The following is an 18,005-nucleotide window of genomic DNA, read 5'->3' as shown; positions in this document are numbered from 1 at the left end:
CAAGTCTGGATGACGCTTGTTACACGCGCGTTGCCCGAAAATGACGCCCCTGTTTCACCCTTTGGGGATTACCAGGGCAGCGCACCGAAAGCTTTGCGATAGCGTTCGCCGATCTCCTCGCGGCTGGGTTGGTGGTTCTGACCACCACGATGGGCGATCTTGATCGCGCCCATGACCGCTGCCAGGCGGCCGGTGGTCGGCCAATCAAAACCGTTGGCGATGCCGTAGAGCAGACCGGAACGATAGGCGTCACCACAACCGGTCGGATCAACGATCTGATCAGCTGCAACACACGGAATGTCGTGGCGCTGACCATCGGCATAAATTTCCGATCCCTCTCCGCCACGCGTCACGATCAATGCCCTGACCTCGCCGGCCAATTGCTCTAGGCTGCGTCCGGTACGGTCGCACAGCAGCTTGGCTTCGTAGTCGTTGAAACAGGCGTAGTCGGCCAGGCGCATGAAATCGAGCAGTTCGTCGCCATTAAACATCGGCATGCCCTGGCCCGGATCAAAAATGAACGGCACACCGGCGGCCGAGAAATCGCGGGCATGCTGCATCATGCCTTCGCGACCGTCGGGAGCCACAATGCCAAGCTGGGCATTGGCTTTCTCAACCTTGTTCAGGTGCGAAAAGCTCATCGCTCCGGGGTGGAATGCCGTGATCTGGTTGTCGTCGAGATCGGTGGTAATGAAGGCCTGGGCCGTGAAGCTGCCGGGAATCTGGCGCACGTGCGCACGCGGCAAGCCGAGTTTGTCCAGACGGTCGAGATAGGGCACGGCATCATCGCCGACGGTCGCCATGATGGTCGGATCACCGCCCAGCAACATCAGGTTGTAGGCGATATTGCCGGCGCAGCCCCCGAATTCGCGGCGCATTTCCGGCACCAGGAAAGCGACGTTGAGAATGTGGATCTGCTCGGGCAGGATGTGATTCTTGAAACGGTCCGGGAAGACCATGATGTTGTCGAAAGCCAGCGAACCGCAAATCAGTGTCGTCATGATGTATCAGGGATAGAAGATGTAAAGGCGGTAGCCGGAGGCACCCACGTCCTTCGCTTCGATCCACAGCCGGACGGCAACATCGCCATTGGCCGGGAAAGCATCGGAAGTCGTACCCGGCGGAAGGTATTCGGCGGCGTACATGACGCGCCGGGCAACGACAGCGTCGTTGGTATCGGTCAGACTCAATTCGAGGGCAGGCCATGCTTGCGGATGAGTTGCACGGTTCTTCAGTGTGGCCTGCAGCACGAATAGTCCGCGCGCGTTGTCCGACTGCAGGTCGGAGGTTTCAATCGAAACCAGGCCCGGATTCCTGGGCAGCGGAATATCGACTCCCAGCGATGCATAAAGTGGCTGAAGCGACGGCAGGCGCAGCACAACGTCGGTGCGGTAGTGATACGCCAACTGGCCGAGCAAGGCGACCAGCAGCAGTAAAAAACCCACGACGAACGGCCAGTTGGCCCTGGCCGGTGGCTCGCTATCGAAGGCACCTCGACCATCGCTGGTCAAGGTCCCAGCCGACCAGCGATTGTAGGAACCGGTTTCGACCAGCTCACGCGCCGCAACAAGCCCCGCTTCACGGGCCGCCAGTGTCGACTGCTCGGGCGTTTCTTCACGATCTGCGGGCGTGGCAACCAGGGTTTCGGCTGCATCGAAGCGAACCGCCTCCAGCACGTCCACCTCCGTCGCAAGCTCAGGCGCCGCTGGCGCTTCGCGGTCATCGGGCCGCGGAGGGATGGCAACTGCGAGCGGCTTAAGCTGAGGAAGCGGTTCGTCAGGCATGACCAGAGGCTCAATGGACTCGTTCTCCATCCACTCGGGTCCTGCCACGATCGTTGCTGCCGGATCGAATACCGCCGGCTCTGGCTCGGCTGCGGGAGGGGACTGCGGTTGCACTTCTGCTGACAGGTCCGGCGCGGATTCGTCAGCCATTTCGACCACAGTGTCTGCCGTTATTGTCAATTCGGCGGGCGCTTCATCGGTCGAATGCGGTAGCGATGCATCAACCGGCGAGCCGATCTTGAGCTCATCGGTGTCAGACTGCCATTGATCGAAGGCGTTGAATACCACTTGGCAATGCCCGCAACGTACCTTGCCGGCCTTGCGCCGCAACTGCTCGGAGGTGACACGGAAGACCGTGCCACACTCCGGACAGCGGGTGCGCATCAGGGTTTGGTTCCCGCCAGACATACCCAATCCTCGCGTACATCGGCCACCTGCATCGGAATCCACTGCGCATAGATGGCCACGATTTCGTCCGCCTGCTCACGAAGAATGCCCGACAACGCCAGCCGCCCGCCAGAGCGGACATGGGCGCAGATCGCCGGCGCCAGCACGCGCAAGGGATTGGAGAGGATGTTGGCAACGACCACATCGTACTCGCCAGCCACCGGGGCGGCCGAATCAACGAAAAGGGCAGTGACGCCATTGCGTTCGGCATTGGCCTTGGCCGCATCGACAGCCTGCGGGTCGATATCGACGCCAGCGACATGCCCGGCACCGAGGCGCGCTGCCGCAATGGCCAGAATTCCGGAGCCGCAGCCGTAGTCGAGCACGGTATTGCCCGCCGATACATTGCGCTCAAGCCACTCGAGGCAGAGTCGCGTCGTCGGATGCGAGCCGGTCCCGAACGCCATCCCCGGATCGAGAATCAGGTTGATCGCCGCCGGATCGGGCGACTCATGCCAGGAGGGAACGATCCACAAGCGTTCCGAGACCCGGATCGGATCAAACTGCGACTGGGTCAGCTGCACCCAGTTCTGCTCGGCCACCGGTTCGACGGAAAAAGCCGGAACTTCCGCCAGACCAATCGCCCTGGCTGCCTCGCCAAGTATGGTCGCCGCATCGGCATCCGGCTCGAGCAACACGACGACCTTGGAATGATTCCAGCCCGGCGTATTGACCGACCCGGGCTCGCCGAACTGCGGCTGTTCGTCCGGTGTGCCGGCATCCGCATCCTCGATGCTGGCTGACAAGGCGCCCGCCTCGAGCAGGGCGTCGCACATCGGCTCGGCGTGCGACGCGTCGGTCAGGAAGCTGACATTTTGCCAGGACATCGCTTACGCCTTAACCTCGCTCTTATCCGCCAGCTTGTGCTCCAGATAGTGGATGCTGGTGCCGCCCTCGACGAAGCGGGCATCGAGCATCAGCTCTTGGTGCAGCGGAATGTTGGTCTTGATGCCCTGAATGCTCATTTCCGATAGCGCGATACGCATGCGGCGGATGGCCTGTTCGCGAGTGTCGCCGTAGGAAATCACCTTGGCGACCATCGAATCATAGTGCGGCGGGACGCGGTAGCCCTGATAGATGTGCGAATCGACGCGGATACCCGGACCGCCCGGCGGATGATAGAACTCGATATTGCCGGGAGACGGCACGAACGTGAAGGGATCTTCGGCGTTGATGCGGCATTCGATGGCGTGACCACGGAACGCGATGTCCTTCTGCTTGTAGCGCAGCTTTTCGCCGGCCGCGACGCGAATCTGCTCCTGCACGATATCAACACCGGTGATCATTTCGGTCACCGGGTGCTCAACCTGGACGCGGGTGTTCATTTCAATGAAGTAGAACTCACCGTTCTCGTACAGGAACTCGAAAGTACCGGCACCGCGGTAGCCGATCTTGCGGCAGGCCTCGGCACAACGCTCGCCGATGCGGGTGATCAGGCGGGCCGGGATGTGCGGCGCCGGCGCTTCCTCGATCACCTTCTGGTGGCGGCGCTGCATGGAGCAATCGCGCTCGCCAAGGTAGATGGCGTTCTTGAATTCGTCGGCCAGCACCTGGATTTCCACGTGACGCGGATTTTCCAGATACTTTTCCATGTACACCGCCGGGTTACCGAAGAAGCTGTTGGCTTCCTGACGGGTCAGCTGAACGGCATTGACCAGCGCCGCTTCGGTATGCACGACGCGCATGCCGCGACCGCCGCCACCACCGGCGGCCTTGATGATCACCGGGTAGCCGACGGCACGGGCGATCTTGACGATCTCCTTGGGATCTTCCGGCAAGGCACCGTCGGAGCCTGGCACGCAGGGCACGCCGGCCGCCTTCATGGCATCCTTGGCCGACACCTTGTCGCCCATCAGGCGGATGGTTTCCGCTTTCGGTCCGATGAAGACGAAGCCGGAGGTTTCGACACGCTCGGCAAAATCGGCGTTTTCGGACAGGAATCCGTAGCCCGGGTGAATAGCCTGGGCGTCAGTCACTTCGGCCGCCGAAATGATCGCCGGCACGTTCAGGTAGCTCAGCGACGAGGCGGCCGGGCCGATACAGACCGATTCGTCGGCCAGCTTGACGTACTTGGCTTCGCGGTCAGCCTCGGAATGCACGACGACGGTCTTGATACCCAGCTCGCGGCAAGCGCGCTGGATGCGGAGGGCAATCTCCCCCCGGTTGGCGATAAGAACTTTCTCGAACATGATGGCTATCTCAGCCGATCACGAACAGCGGTTCGCCGAACTCGACCGGTTCGCCATTATCGACGAGGATGGCCTTGATGACGCCGGAAGCATCGGCTTCGATTTCGTTGAGCAGCTTCATGGCCTCGATGATGCACAGGGTTTCGCCCTGCTTGACGGTCTGGCCGACCTGCACGAACGCATCGGCGCCCGGCGACGGGGAACGGTAGAAGGTGCCGACCATCGGCGACTTGACGACGTGGCCTTCCGGCAGTTCGTCTTCATCGTCCAGATTGACTGCCGAGGCGGCAGGCGCCGAACCGGCAACCGGCATGGCGGCCGGCATCATGTATTGCTGTACCGGGGCGGCGGAAACAGCACCGTAGTGCTTGGCGATACGCACTTTCTCTTCGCCTTCGGTGACTTCCAGTTCCGAGATGCCGGATTCCTGAACGAGGTCGATGAGTTTTTTGAGTTTGCGCAGATCCATGAAGTACTCCTTTTGTTGCGTTCACAGAACGCAAAAATGCAGCCGGCCGAAGCCAGGCTATTCGATATGAAGCTTGTTGAGCAGGTATTCGAGGGCGAGCAGGTAGCCCTCATGACCCAGGCCGCAGATGACGCCGATGGCCAGGTCGGAAAAATACGAGTGATGCCGGAAAGGCTCGCGGGCATGCACGTTGGACAAATGCACTTCGACAAAGGGAATGGCAACGGCGGAAAGTGCGTCGCGCAGCGCCACGCTGGTGTGCGTGTAGGCCGCCGGATTGATGATGATCGCCCGCACGCCCTGTTCACGGGCGGCATGAATGCGTTCGATCAACGCACCTTCATGGTTGCTTTGAAATGTTTCCAGATCGACACTTGCCCCCTCGGCCATCCGGGCAAGCGCCATGTTGATGTCGGAGAGGGTGACACGACCGTAATGCTCCGGCTCGCGGGTACCCAGCAGGTTCAGATTGGGTCCGTGAATGACCAGGATGCGAATCTTGTCAGCTGACTTGGAAGATGCTTTTCGCTTCGTCATGGCAGCAAGTTTGCCGCAAATCGCAGCATTTTGTCCAGTTTACTCGGAAATCAAGACCCTGAGGGCATCGGCGCGAATACGCTCGCGCGACCTTCCATCGCGATACTTCAAGCTCACCCGCTCAAGATGCGGCGGCATAATAACAAGATTGGCGTCGACTGTGTCCGTTTCCATCACCAGAACGGCTTCGACACGCTCATTTCGCGGCTCGACATGATCGACATCGATACCACGATTGAGCAGGAAGATTTCGACTTCTTTTGCGCTGTCGGCAAACAACAGGATATCGATGCGCGAATGTTCGCCGGCCGTCCCTTCGAGAACGGAGCCGGCCAGATAGGGATTGAACGGGGCCAGCAGTTCGAGCAACTCGAGCGCCGATTGGCGCATCGCCTTTAGCATCGCGGCATGCCCGTCACCCTGATAAAGACTGCGATAGGCGCGTAGCTCGGCCTCGACTTCGGCGTTATCGGGGAACCGCGTATGCTCGGGCAGCCCTAGCTGGCGGGCAGCCTTCTTCTTGGCGAGATGAAAGTCGGTAATGCCATCCTCAGCCATCAGGCGGGCTGCGGCACTGGCGATACTGGCCCGGGTGGCGTGACTCGGGCGTTGCCGTTCATGACGGGTCATGGGGACTCGATCAAGGTAAAATCGCCCCCATTCTAACGGGTCTCTGTGACATGCACATTCATATTCTGGGTATCTGCGGCACTTTCATGGGCGGCATCGCACAACTGGCCGTCGACGCGGGACACAAGGTCACCGGCTGCGACGCCAACGTCTATCCGCCGATGAGCGACCTGCTGCGGGACGCAGGCATTGAGCTGATCGAGGGGTTCGCTGCGGACCAACTGGCTCTCAAGCCGGACATTTTCGTCATCGGCAACGCCGTATCGCGCGGCAACCCACTGCTCGAGGCCATTCTCGACAAGGGCTTGCCCTATGTTTCCGGTCCGCAATGGCTGGCCGAGAACGTGCTGCAGGGCCGCTGGGTGCTCGGCGTCGCCGGCACGCACGGCAAGACGACCACCAGCTCGATGCTGGCCTGGATACTCGAAGACGCCAACATGGCACCGGGTTTCCTGATCGGTGGCGTACCGCTCAATTTCGGTGTCTCGGCCCGCCTCGGCAGCACGCCGTTCTTTGTCATTGAGGCCGACGAATACGACACGGCTTTCTGCGACAAGCGATCGAAATTCGTTCATTACCGCCCGCGGACGGCCATCCTGAACAACCTGGAATTCGATCATGCCGACATTTTCAGCGATCTTGCGGCTATCGAAACGCAGTTCCACCACCTTGTCCGCACCCTTCCCCAGTCCGGGTTGATCGTCTCGAACGCTGCCGAAGCCAGCCTGGAGCGCGTACTGCAACGCGGCTGCTGGACGCCGGTCGAACGCTTCAACGATCCGAACGGCTACCGTGTGAGCGGCGACGATGCGCGCGGCGAGCTGGTCTTGCATGGCCCGGACGGCCTGATCGGCCGCTCGCGCTGGGAGCTATCGGGCGACCACAATCGCGCCAATGCCTGTGCCGCCCTGCTGGCTGCCCGCCACGTCGGCGTGACGCCGGCACAAGGCCTGGATGCCTTGTCGCGCTTCGAGAACGTCAAACGACGCATGGAGGTCAGGGGCGTCGTACGGGGCATCACGGTTTACGACGATTTCGCCCACCATCCGACCGCCATTGCCACCACCGTTGCCGGCCTGCGCCGCAAGATCGGGCGCGGCCGCATTCTTGCCGTGCTCGAGCCGCGTTCGAACACGATGAAGCTGGGCACGATGAAATCGCAGCTCCCGGATAGCCTGAGCGAAGCCGACGCCACCTTCTGCTACGGCGCCAACCTGGGCTGGAATGCCCGTGAAGCGCTGGCCCCAATGGGAGCGCAGGCCGTTGTCGAGGACGATATCGACCGCTTGGTCGACCAGGTCTGCCTGGCCGCACAACCCGGCGACCACATCCTGGTCATGAGCAACGGGGGATTTGGCGGCATACACGGCAAGCTGCTGAACGCCCTGGCCGACTGAGTAGCGCCACCACACAATGAAAAAAGCCGCCGGACAGCTGCCCGGCGGCTTTTTTGTGTACCGACAGCGAAATCAGCGCTCGGTCGATTCGACGACCGCCAAGGCAGTCATGTTGACCAGGCGACGCACCGTCGTCGTCGAGGTCAGGACATGTACCGGTTTTTCAACGCCTAGCAGGATGGGACCGATGGTCACACCTTCGCCGCCGGTCATCTTGATCAGGTTGTAGGAGATGTTGGCCGCGTCGATGTTCGGCATGATCAGCAGATTGGCTTCGCCCTTGAGCGGAGAATCCGGATTGGCCTCGCGACGAATGGCTTCGCTCAAAGCGGAGTCGCCATGCATTTCGCCGTCGACTTCCAGCTCGCCCGCCGACATGGCACTGATCAGGCCGGCCGCAACGCCCATCTTGCGGGCCGACTCCGAGGTCGACGAACCGAAGTTGGAGTGGGAAAGCAGGGCCACCTTCGGCTGGCTGCCGAAGCGCTTGACCTGTTCCGCCGCCAGCAGGGTCATTTCGGCGATTTCCTGTGCGTTCGGGTTTTCGTTGACGTGGGTATCGCAAATGAACAGCGAACGCCCCGGCAGCATCAGGTAGTTCATGGCTGCCATGGTATTGACGCCGTTGCGCTTGCCGATGATCTGGCTGATCACGCCGAGGTGATGACTGTACTGGCCGGTCGTGCCGCAGATCATACCGTCGGCGTAGCCGAGCTTGAGCAGCATGGCACCGATGACCGTCGGTTTGCGACGCATCGCTTCCTTGGCGATGGCCGGCGTCACGCCACGGCGCGACATCAGCTTGTGATAGGCCTGCCAGCACTCGCGATAGCGCTCGTCGGACTCCGGATTGACGACATCGAAATCGACACCCGGCTTGATCCGCAGGTTGGCCTTTTGCAGACGATGAGCAATCACCTCCGGGCGTCCGATCAGGATCGGACGGGCGAAACGTTCTTCAATGACGACCTGCGCGGCACGCAGGACGCGCTCTTCCTCGCCCTCGGCGTAGATGATGCGCTTGCCCTTGGCCTGGCGGGCGGCCTGGAAGATGGCGCGCATGCCAACGCCGGTGTGATAGACGAACTCGGACAGTTTGTTCCGGTAGGCCGCCCAGTCGGTGATCGGGCGCGTCGCGACACCGGAGTCGATGGCGGCTTGGGCCACGGCCGGCGCAATCTTGACGATCAGGCGCGGGTCGAACGGCTTGGGAATCAGGTATTCCGGGCCAAAGTTCAGGTCATGGCCGGGATAGGCCATGGCCACTTCGTCGGTGACTTCGGCTTCGGCCAGTTCGGCGATGGCGCGCACCGAGGCCATCTTCATTTCTTCGGTGATGCGGGTGGCGCCGACGTCGAGCGCACCGCGGAAGATGAAGGGGAAGCACAGCACGTTGTTGACCTGGTTCACGTAGTCGGAACGGCCGGTCGCGATGATGGCGTCCGGACAGACTTCCTTGACCAGTTCCGGCATGATTTCCGGGGTCGGGTTGGCCAGCGCGAAGACCATCGGACGCTTGGCCATCGACTTAATCATGTCCTGGCTGACGACGCCGGCGGTGGACAGACCGAGGAAGATGTCGGCGCCGACCATGGCATCGGCCAGGGTACGCTGCTCGGTATTCTGAGCGTAGCGCGCCTTGGTTTCGTCCATGCCGCCCGGACGGCCGACATAGATGACGCCCTTGGAGTCGCAGACGGTGATGTTCTGGCGCTGGACGCCGAGATCGCACCACAGGTTCAGGCAGGAAATGGCGGCGGCGCCGGCGCCGGAGCAAACGACCTTGATTTCATCGATTTTCTTGCCGACGATCTTCAGGCCATTGAGCATGGCGGCGGCGGAAATGATCGCGGTGCCGTGCTGGTCGTCGTGGAAGACCGGAATATTCATCCGCTCCTTCAGCTTCTGCTCGATGTAGAAGCACTCCGGCGCCTTGATGTCTTCCAGGTTGATACCGCCGAGCGTTGGCTCCATGGCGGCGATCATGTCGATCAGCTTGTCCGGATCGTTCTCAGCCAGTTCGATATCGAAAACGTCGATGCCGGCGAATTTCTTGAACAGGCAGCCCTTGCCTTCCATAACCGGCTTGGCGGCGAGCGGGCCGATGTTGCCGAGGCCGAGGACGGCAGTACCGTTGGTGATGACGCCAACAAGGTTGGCGCGCGAAGTCATCTCGGCAGCCGTGGCCGGATCTTCGACGATCAGGTCACAGGCGGCGGCAACACCCGGAGAGTAGGCCAGCGCCAGGTCGCGCTGGTTGGTCAGGCCCTTGGTCGGGCGGACAGAAATCTTGCCGGGCGTGGGCCAGCGATGGTATTCGAGTGCTGCTTCGCGCAAATCCTTTTCCACGAAATCTCCTTGGCGTTCGAGTATAGGGAAAACCCTAAAGATTACTCCAAAGGGAAACGATTCGGAAGCGTAATTATGAATTACAGAAAACTCTACGTGTAATCCGCAAGCACCCCAAGCAACAAGACGCCCTGGTGGCGCCTTGTCACAGATACGGCCATTCAGAAGCGATGGGAAATGCTAAGACGCAGGCTACGCGGCTCGGTCGGGTGGATATGGCGGTCGCCGGTCGATGTCGCCTCGCCTCGCAACTGCGAGTCGTACCAGTATTCAATATCATTCACCTTGCGATCAAGCAGGTTGTAGACGTCTAGCGCCAACTGCGTGCGCTTGTCGAATTTATAGCCGACACGAAGATTGGTCAGGGCCGAAGCGCTGGAACGGACCGAGTTGTCTTCGATCAACGGACGCGGCCCAAAATAGCGCAGCCGCAGGGCACCAAACCAGGGGCCGAGGTGATCGAGCGTCAGGCCGATATTGGCGGTCGTCGCCACCGCCCCGGGAATGTAGTCGCCCGCGCCCGGATCGCGATCGCGGAAGCGGGCATGCGACCAGGCGAGATCGGCATCGAAGGCCAGCCAGTCGGACAGCACGTAGAGGTTGTTCCATTCGACACCGTAGCGGCGCGACGGGCGTGACGCTTCGGTGGTGCCGGCATCGCCGACGAAGAGCAATTCCGACGCGATATCAAGATTCCACAAGGAGAGTGTCGATTGCCAGCCGGGCAGCACCTCGGAACGCACGCCGAACTCGTAGCCCTTGGTGCGCACCAAGGGCTTGACACGCTGGACCGGCGTGACGCCGTCGTTCGGATCGACCGTGATGGTGGTGCCGCGCGCGTCGTTGGAATGAAAACCGTGGCCGTAGTTCAGGTACAGCTCGGTTTTCTTCCACGGCCCGAAAATCAGGGCCAGCTTGGGCGTTACCATCTGGTCGCCGGCCTTGCCGGAATTGGCCATCAGGCAGGCATCGACGTTGAAATCGTATGCATCGGCACGCAGGCCTTGCACCGAGCGGAACCAGTCGGTCCACCGCGTTTCGTTCTGCGCCCACAGCGACAGGCTGCGCTGGGTAACCTTGTCCTGGCGCACTGTCGATTGCGTTTGGCGTGCCTTGGACGTGTACAAGCCGACGGGATTCAATTGATCGATTCGGCCCTGCACGCCAATGCTGTTCTCGACTTCGAAGCCGCCCCAGCGGTCAAAGACCGCATGCGATGCCGCGAAACCGCCTGCCTGCCGGCGCTCGTCCTGTTTGAACTGGTCTCCGTTGGCGCATGTTCCGCTGTTGGCGTAATCGTTGAGGCAATACTGGAAATTCGACCACAGGTCGAGACTCGACTGGAGCCACCAGATATTGGCCCTGCTTTGCGCGTTGTCCCAGCGCCTGGCCCATTCGCCAGACAGGCTGTAACGACTGGTTTCGCCACCGGTGGTCGGGTCCAGCGTACCGAAGCGACCAACCAGGCCGCTGTCGATTGCGCGTTGGGCAACCTGGTCAGTGGAGGTCCACTTTCCGCGGTAGGCCATGCCGGTCAGCGAAAAGCCGTCGTTTCGGCTGCCCTGGCTGTAACGCAACACCCCGTTGAACTTGCGGTAGTTTTCCGCGACTTCCCACGGACCGTCGTTATGAAACAACTCCAGGCCGTAGAGCAGATTGCCTCCCCCCAGTTGAGGCGACCCGACCAACAAGCTGCGTGCATAGCCGTTTCGCCCCAGGGTCAATTGCGCCAACGACTGGTCAAGCTTGCGGAAATATTCAATACGGGCCGACCCGGCCGACGAGAAATCACCCTCCTCGGCATAGTACGGTCCCTTGCGAAAACGGATTTGGTCGACCAGTTCGGGAATCAGGAAGTTGAGGTCGGTATAACCCTGCCCATGGGCATGCGTCGGCATATTGACCGGCACGCCGCCGACGTAGGTGGCGAAATCGGTGCCGTGATCGAGGTTGAAGCCGCGCATGAAATACTGGTTGGCTTTGCCGTCACCGGCATGCTGCGTGACGATCAGCCCGGGCACCATTTCCAGCGCTTCGGCAGGGCGCAGGATGGGCACGGCGGCCAAGCGCTGACTGGAAACCACGCCCTCGCTGCCGGATGCGGCGATCCCCTCGAGGTTCTCCGCCCTGGCCCGCACCTCGACAGGGGACAACTCGGCCGATTCGTGCGCCCCGACGCCGCTCATTGCCAGCAACAGATATGAACTAATAAGTTTTTTTCTTACACTCATCGCTGAAAAAAGCCGGTTGCCCGGCTCTCCTCCACAGTTGTGGTTAGACCATGACAGGCCGCCGCGTCAGACGCACGGCGACGACGAAACTGATGGCGATGATCGCCACCAGCGTGAATCCGAATACCAGTTCCTTCCCCTCGCTCCACGCGTCGACGGCCGGCGACAGCATCTTGGCGGCGCCGAAGGCGGCAACCAGCAGGCTGATGCCTGAGACGACCAGGCCCATGACGCGCGAGGCGACCAAGGCCACCTGGTCGGCACGGGCGATCAGCCGGGCGATCCACAGGCCATTGATGCCGTCGGTGAGCAGCATGCCGAACATGAACAGCACGGCAAGCAGCAGGGCATGCTGCCAGCCACCGAACTGCGTGGCGGTCAGCGCGAAAAAGGCGGCTTGCGACAAGGTGTCGAAGGACAACGCGAACAACGCGCCGACCAGTGCCACCAGGCCAGGATGCGAGACATGGCGCAGGCTGCCGAGCAGGCGGCCCTTGACGCCGACCGGCTGGACGATTTCGTGCGGCTCGGCGCGCAGCACGGCAGCAAGATTCATGCTGCCCAGCGCGACGAGAAAAGCGATGGAAATGACGGCACCCAGCGTGCCGAACCACGCCGGCACATCCCACTCGCCGGCCAGCGCCGACACGCCGAGAGCGATGGCCATGACCACGGCACCATGCCCGAGCGAAAACAGCGTGCCGCAATAACGCGCCAGCCCCGGCCGGGTGCGGGCGTTGTAACGGGTAAGGCCGTCGATGGTCGCCAGGTGATCGGCATCAAAGCCGTGCTTCATACCGAGCACGAAGGTCAGAATCAGCAACGACAACCAGTCAGTGGGCAGCGTGTCCATGAGCACCTCGTAAGAAGGATTTATCAATCTTCATACAAGGAGCGTGCCAGATCAATAAGTCATTGTTCGTATTGACCTCATGCTGTCCAGCACCGCATGCAGAGCCACCAAGTGGTTAGCGATTATCCACCGGAAGTGCAAGGATGAATTCCGCCCCGCCGCCTGCGATGTTGCTGGCGCTGAGCTTGCCGCCATGACGGTCGACGATGCCGTAGCTGATCGACAGGCCCAGCCCGGTCCCCTGCCCCACCGGTTTGGTGGTGAAGAACGGTTCGAACAGGCAGTTGAGGTGCTCGGCCGGGATGCCCGGGCCGTTGTCGATGAAGCGCAGCACGGCCATCCCCTGCTCAAGGCAGCCGCAAATCCTCAGGGAGGGTTCCGGCTGCCGGGCGGTGGCGTCGCAGGCGTTCTGGACGAGGTTCATGACCACCTGCTGCAACTGGCCGGACGATCCGGAACACACCAGATCGGGTGGCAAATCGATATCGACGGCGAACTTGGCCGAGGCGCTCTGCACCACCCAGCGCACCGAGCGCTCGACCACGTCGTTGAGATTGACCTGTTCGGGTGTCGCCTTGTCCACCGCCGAAAAGCGCTTGAGGGCGTCGACAATGTCGCGCGTGCGCTCGGCGCCTTCGATCATGCCGTCGATCAGGTGCGGCATGTCGGCGAGAATGCGGTCGATGCGCAGCTCCTGGCGCATGGCCTGCAGGGCACCATCCTCGGCGGCATCGCTGGCATGCACAGACGCCAGGTAGCTTTCCAGCCGACTGGCGTAGCGTTTGAGCGACAACACGTTGCCAAGCACGAAGCTGATCGGGTTGTTCAGTTCGTGTGCCACACCGGCCACCAGCCGACCGAGCGAGACCATCTTCTCGGCATGCAGCAGTTGGCCCTGCGTGCGCTTCAGGTCGTCGTGCGCCTGGCGCAGCGCCGAATAGGCCTTGCGCAGTTCGCCGACCGGGCGACCGGTAACCACCATGCCCATCAGCTTGCCGGTCTGCGACACGCGCGGGGTGCAGTTCATCGATACCGGCACGGTCGAACCGTCGCCGGCACGCAGGAAGAATTCGCAGTCATGCACCCCTTCCCGGGCGTATCGGGTGAACACGTCGCGCGCCTTGGCCTTTTCGCCGTCGTCGGCAAAAAGCTCGAAGAGCGGGGTATGCACCAGTTCCTCCGCCGTCTTGCCCGAAATGTGGCGCAGCGAGGGATTCACTTCCTCGATGCTGCCGTTGCGGTCGCAGACGATCAGGATGTCCGACATCGAGGCCAGGACGCTTTCGATGAACTGGTGCGACTCTTCGAGCGCGGCGTTTTTTTCTTCGAGGGCGACCTCGTACTGCAGGAGGTCGTTATAGACCTCGTCCATCTTCTGGATGACTTCGATCCACGCCGTTTCACCGCCCGGCGGCAGCGGCGACTCAGGAACGGGGTCAGCGGGCGGGACGGTAATGGACATGGGCTTCGCCGTGTTCGTCGTGGGCGTGGTGATGCTCGGCTTCGAGTGCGATCACGTTGAGCTTGCCGTGACGGACGCCGCGCTCGGCCATCAGCGCGTCGGCAAATTGCCGGACATCGGCGGTCGCCCCCTTCAGGATGACGCTTTCCAGGCAATTGTCGTGATCGAGATGGCTGTGCATGGCGGCCACGGTCAGGTCGTGATGGTCGTGCTGCAGCCCGGTCAGGCGCTCGGCCAGTTCGCGCTCGTGGTGGTTGTAGACGTAGGACAGGTTGGCGACGCAATGACCAGCCGGGGTTGCGCGCTGGCGATCGCTCTCGATGGCGCCGCGAATCAGGTCGCGCACGGCTTCCGAACGGTTGCTGTAGCCGCGCTCGGCGATCAGTTGGTCGAACTGGCTGGCCAGCGACTCGTCGAGCGAAATGGTGAAACGTTCCATGGAAATTTGCTCCCTGCTAAATACCCGCAGCTTTGCCGCTGCTAGGATGGCCTTCACCGCATTCTAACGTTTCCCACCCCGATGACCGCCGCCCCCGATACCGAAGTAATCCGCGATGCCCTGCGCAAGGTGGCCGATCCCGAAATCGGCGCCAATATCGTCGACCTCGGCCTGGTCTACCGCATCGCTTTCGAGGAAGGGAAGCTGTGGGTGGACATGACCATGACCTCGCCGGCCTGCCCGATGGGCGGCATGATCGTCGACGATGCCTATGCCGAGCTGGAACGCGTGCTGCCTGCGGGCCTGGAAGCTGAAATCCGCGTCGTCTGGGAGCCGCCCTGGACGCCGGAGATGATGAGCGAGCAGTGCCGGCTGCGCCTCGGCTGGCACGACACCGGCCCCGACTAGGCATGTCCGACCTGACGCCGCGCCACCGCCTGCCATTGCTGTTCTTCGGCATGCTCTCGCTGCTGGGCGGCGTGCTTGCCGGCCTCGCCCGCCTCGGCTGGGACGTGCCGGCACCGGCTGCCCATGCGGCCGGGCTGCACGGCCCGCTGATGATCGCTGCCTTTTTCGGCACCGTGATCAGCCTTGAACGCGCCGTTGCCATCGGGCAACGCTGGGCCTACTTGGCGCCGCTCGCGGCCGGCTCGGGCGGCATTGCGCTGCTCGCCGGCGCCCCCCTGGGCATCGGCCAGGCTCTCGGCACACTGGCGGCGCTCGGATTGATCGCCGCCAGCAGCGTCGCCTGGCGCCGCCAGAAAGCCGTATACACCGTCGTCCTCGGCCTGGGCGCCGCATGCTGGCTGATCGGCAACCTGCTCTGGGTCGGCACCGGCGCCATCGGACCCGCCGTCCCCTGGTGGCTGCTTTTCCTGATCCTCACCATTGCCGGAGAGCGCCTCGAACTGACCCGCTTCCTGCCGACACCGCCCATGGCCCGCCGGTTGTTCATCGCCATCGTCGGTTGCCTGCTCGTGGCGGCTGCACTCGGCAGCGACCGGCTGTTTGCCGGCGGGCTCCTCGCCCTCGCCGGATGGCTGTTGCGCTACGACATCGCCCGGCGCAATGTCCGCACCGAGGGGCTCCCCCGCTTCATCGCCAGTTGCCTGCTCTCCGGCTACGCCTGGCTGGCCATATCGGGCCTGCTCGGTCTCGCCGGCGCCTTCGCGCCCGGCCACCCATGGCGCGACGCCGGCCTCCACACCATCAGTCTCGGCTTCGTCTTCGCGATGGTCTTCGGCCACGCACCGATCATTTTCCCGGCCGTCACCCGGATCAAGATTCCCTACCATCCGGCGCTCTACCTGCCGCTGGCACTGCTGCACCTGACGCTCGCCGTGCGCCTCGTCGGCGGCCTGGGTGACATTTTCGCGCTCCGGCAGTACGCTGCGCTGACGAACGGGCTGGTGCTGCTCGTCTTCATCGCTACGATGGTGACATTGGTACGCCGCAAAGCCCCGAGAGGTACGCCATGAAACGCCACGCCGCCCTGATCCAACATTCACGCGACCATCACCACGCCCTCAAGCTGGCCCGGTTGGCGCGCTTCGCCGCCGATTCAGGCTCCCCGGAAGCTATTGGGCAGGCCGCCCGAACCATTGCCGAACAATTCCCGCGCGCACTGGAGCCGCACTTTCAAGACGAAGAAGCAGGCCTGCTCCCGCAGTTGGCAGCGGTCGGGCAGAACGCGCTCGTCCTGCGCACGCTCGACGAGCATGCCCGCCTTCGCGAGTTGAACCGCAAGCTGGCAACCGAGCCGACCGATGCGGCTACGCTATCGGCGTTTTCCACCTTGTTGCACGACCATGTCCGCTTCGAGGAACGGGAACTGTTCGAAATCGCCCAAACCCTGCTCTATCCGGAACACTGAAACGCGGATGCCGCCATTCAAGGCAGGCGTTCGAACACGGTTGTCGCACCGTCCCGCTCGCGAATGCTGAACCTGGCGGCTTCGACCGAGAGCACGACAGTCGGATCATCGATGACGCGATCGCCCTGCTTGAAGCTCCAGATCAGCTTTTTGTCTTCATAGTGCCAGATGCCGTACTGGAGGACTGCACCGTCGTCCTTGCGGATTTCCCATTCGCCGTTCACCGCAAGATGTATCGGGGTCAGCGTGCGTGACGACCGCCATTTGCCAACGAAATCACGCTCGCTATAGCGCTTGCACCCCACTAGACCGACCAACAAGGCGCTGGCAACCAGCGTTCCGAAAAAACCGGCAAAAAGCCGGCGCAGCATCCCATCGCGACTCACTCGCCGCCCACGCCCGAGCGAGAACGGAAACGGGCGATCTCCGCCTCGCGCTTCATGCGCTCCGCTTCCTGCTGGGCCTTCTCCTGTGCTTCCTTGCGTCGCTCCTCATCCTCCCGGACACGACGCGCCTCCTCTTCGGCGCGCAGATTGTCGGCCGTCACCTGCGCACCCAGACGCCGGGAATCTTCCTCGAAACGCCGCTGCGCGCGCTCCTGCTCCTCCTGCTGGCGTTCCTGCATACGCTTCTCGCCCTCGGCAGCCTCCTTGCGCCGCATGTCGGCCAACAGTAGATCCGCCTCCTCGCGGCTTGCCGCCCGGATACCGTAGGTTTGATAAAAATCTTGCAGATAGGCCTTTTCGGCAGCCGGCGAGGCGACATTGGGCGCTGCGACTTCGTTAACTCGCTTGTACGTACTGAACATCACCCCGACCTGAATCACCAGACCGACAATCATCAGCGTCGCAATAATGGTCAGCAGGACGCGCACCGGGTTGCGCTTCGTTCCGCCAAGCGCGACATTAAGTGGAAGTGGCGATTCCCCACGAAAACTCAAGGTGCTCTGGCCGTTCAGCCCTGCATCGTAGGCGGCCCGGCGCACCGGATCGGACAGAACGTCGAAGGCCTGCTTGAGCACCTTCTGGCGCAGCTCGACATCATCGTCCTCGCGCTCCGCCAATTCCCGCGACAACCGTAGATAGGCCGCGCCGATCCGCTCCAGATCAGCCTCCGGGGCAAGCCCCAGCAAATCGTAATACGTCGTCCTCTGCGTCATACCGGTAATGCTTCCGACCGAAACAGCTACCGAGGATAGCAAAGTCGTAGCCAGACGGAAAAGCCTGCCGGTCAATTCATCGATATCCGGCGCACATCATGCGTCGCCGGAGCATTCAATCTTAGCTATTCACGCTCAACAACTTTTGAACACCACCGACACGCCCCAAGCTGCCGGAATATGCCA

Annotated in this window: 18 protein-coding genes; 4 read left to right on the top strand and 14 right to left on the bottom strand. The window is 62.2% G+C overall.

The window, feature by feature from the left end; translation table 11 throughout:
• Positions 1-68: 68 nt before the first annotated feature.
• The 7 genes from AB6Q56_RS20405 to AB6Q56_RS20375 are packed head-to-tail and all read right to left on the bottom strand — an operon-like array spanning position 69 to position 6,056.
• Positions 69-1,001, bottom strand: coding sequence for a carbohydrate kinase family protein (locus tag AB6Q56_RS20405; RefSeq protein ID WP_434514856.1), 933 nt, complete (start codon positions 999-1,001; stop codon positions 69-71).
• A 6-nt stretch (positions 1,002-1,007) separates the two neighbouring features.
• Entirely contained in the window at positions 1,008-2,192 is a 1,185-nt protein-coding gene (locus AB6Q56_RS20400; RefSeq protein ID WP_434514855.1) for a DUF3426 domain-containing protein, read from the bottom strand.
• Positions 2,168-3,058 (bottom strand): 50S ribosomal protein L11 methyltransferase, encoded by an 891-nt coding sequence (gene prmA / locus AB6Q56_RS20395; RefSeq protein WP_434514854.1) that lies wholly within the window; start codon positions 3,056-3,058, stop codon positions 2,168-2,170. Before prmA ends, AB6Q56_RS20400 begins: the two co-directional genes overlap by 25 nt.
• Positions 3,059-3,061: 3 nt before the next feature.
• A complete protein-coding gene (accC, locus tag AB6Q56_RS20390) occupies positions 3,062-4,420 on the bottom strand; it encodes an acetyl-CoA carboxylase biotin carboxylase subunit (protein WP_434514853.1) in 1,359 nt (452 codons plus the stop codon).
• 10 nt (positions 4,421-4,430) lie between these two features.
• Complete coding sequence (gene accB, locus AB6Q56_RS20385; RefSeq protein WP_434514852.1) at positions 4,431-4,889, bottom strand: acetyl-CoA carboxylase biotin carboxyl carrier protein; 459 nt, start codon at positions 4,887-4,889, stop codon at positions 4,431-4,433.
• Between the two features lie 57 nt (positions 4,890-4,946).
• Entirely contained in the window at positions 4,947-5,426 is a 480-nt protein-coding gene (gene aroQ / locus AB6Q56_RS20380; protein ID WP_434514851.1) for a type II 3-dehydroquinate dehydratase, read from the bottom strand.
• 39 nt (positions 5,427-5,465) lie between these two features.
• The gene (locus AB6Q56_RS20375) at positions 5,466-6,056 is read right to left on the bottom strand and encodes a hypothetical protein (protein ID WP_434514850.1); all 591 of its coding nucleotides are present in this window, start codon (positions 6,054-6,056) and stop codon (positions 5,466-5,468) included.
• A 50-nt stretch (positions 6,057-6,106) separates the two neighbouring features.
• On the opposite strand from AB6Q56_RS20375, the gene mpl reads away from it, so the two are divergent.
• Positions 6,107-7,453: a UDP-N-acetylmuramate:L-alanyl-gamma-D-glutamyl-meso-diaminopimelate ligase gene (mpl, locus tag AB6Q56_RS20370; RefSeq protein ID WP_434514849.1), complete on the top strand. Its 1,347-nt coding sequence runs from the start codon at positions 6,107-6,109 to the stop codon at positions 7,451-7,453.
• Between the two features lie 72 nt (positions 7,454-7,525).
• Here the strand turns inward: mpl and AB6Q56_RS20365 are convergent, their stop codons facing one another.
• The 5 genes from AB6Q56_RS20365 to nikR form a co-directional block, all read right to left on the bottom strand.
• A complete protein-coding gene (locus AB6Q56_RS20365) occupies positions 7,526-9,802 on the bottom strand; it encodes an NADP-dependent malic enzyme (RefSeq protein ID WP_434514848.1) in 2,277 nt (758 codons plus the stop codon).
• A 161-nt stretch (positions 9,803-9,963) separates the two neighbouring features.
• Entirely contained in the window at positions 9,964-12,033 is a 2,070-nt protein-coding gene (locus AB6Q56_RS20360) for a TonB-dependent receptor (RefSeq protein WP_434514847.1), read from the bottom strand.
• A gap of 43 nt (positions 12,034-12,076) precedes the next feature.
• Positions 12,077-12,886, bottom strand: coding sequence for a nickel transporter (locus AB6Q56_RS20355; RefSeq protein ID WP_434514846.1), 810 nt, complete (start codon positions 12,884-12,886; stop codon positions 12,077-12,079).
• Between the two features lie 115 nt (positions 12,887-13,001).
• The gene (locus AB6Q56_RS20350) at positions 13,002-14,348 is read right to left on the bottom strand and encodes a PAS domain-containing sensor histidine kinase (RefSeq protein WP_434514845.1); all 1,347 of its coding nucleotides are present in this window, start codon (positions 14,346-14,348) and stop codon (positions 13,002-13,004) included.
• Positions 14,323-14,787 carry a nickel-responsive transcriptional regulator NikR gene (gene nikR / locus AB6Q56_RS20345; RefSeq protein WP_434514844.1) on the bottom strand — a complete coding sequence of 155 codons (465 nt, stop codon included), beginning with the start codon at positions 14,785-14,787 and terminating at the stop codon, positions 14,323-14,325. Before nikR ends, AB6Q56_RS20350 begins: the two co-directional genes overlap by 26 nt.
• Before the next feature lie 81 nt (positions 14,788-14,868).
• Between nikR and AB6Q56_RS20340 the strand changes: the two genes are divergently transcribed.
• Genes AB6Q56_RS20340 through AB6Q56_RS20330 form a run of 3 tightly spaced genes read left to right on the top strand, consistent with a single transcriptional unit; the run spans position 14,869 to position 16,660 of the window.
• The gene (locus AB6Q56_RS20340; protein ID WP_434514843.1) at positions 14,869-15,195 is read left to right on the top strand and encodes a metal-sulfur cluster assembly factor; all 327 of its coding nucleotides are present in this window, start codon (positions 14,869-14,871) and stop codon (positions 15,193-15,195) included.
• Positions 15,153-16,265, top strand: a complete 1,113-nt coding sequence (locus AB6Q56_RS20335) for a hypothetical protein (protein WP_434514842.1) — start codon at positions 15,153-15,155, stop codon at positions 16,263-16,265. Before AB6Q56_RS20340 ends, AB6Q56_RS20335 begins: the two co-directional genes overlap by 43 nt.
• The gene (locus AB6Q56_RS20330) at positions 16,262-16,660 is read left to right on the top strand and encodes a hemerythrin domain-containing protein (RefSeq protein WP_434514841.1); all 399 of its coding nucleotides are present in this window, start codon (positions 16,262-16,264) and stop codon (positions 16,658-16,660) included. The genes AB6Q56_RS20335 and AB6Q56_RS20330 overlap by 4 nt, the downstream gene beginning before the upstream one ends.
• 17 nt (positions 16,661-16,677) lie before the next feature.
• Here the strand turns inward: AB6Q56_RS20330 and AB6Q56_RS20325 are convergent, their stop codons facing one another.
• Positions 16,678-17,031 (bottom strand): hypothetical protein, encoded by a 354-nt coding sequence (locus tag AB6Q56_RS20325; protein ID WP_434514840.1) that lies wholly within the window; start codon positions 17,029-17,031, stop codon positions 16,678-16,680.
• 11 nt (positions 17,032-17,042) lie between these two features.
• Positions 17,043-17,819, bottom strand: a complete 777-nt coding sequence (locus tag AB6Q56_RS20320) for a J domain-containing protein (protein WP_434514839.1) — start codon at positions 17,817-17,819, stop codon at positions 17,043-17,045.
• Between the last annotated feature and the right edge of the window lie 186 nt (positions 17,820-18,005).

Origin of the sequence: Dechloromonas sp. ARDL1, assembly GCF_051122455.1 — a bacterium.
Taxonomy (GTDB): Bacteria; Pseudomonadota; Gammaproteobacteria; order Burkholderiales; family Rhodocyclaceae; genus Azonexus.
The sequence above is the reverse complement of the archived record's forward strand: the minus strand, read 5'-3'. Positions and strand labels throughout refer to the sequence as shown.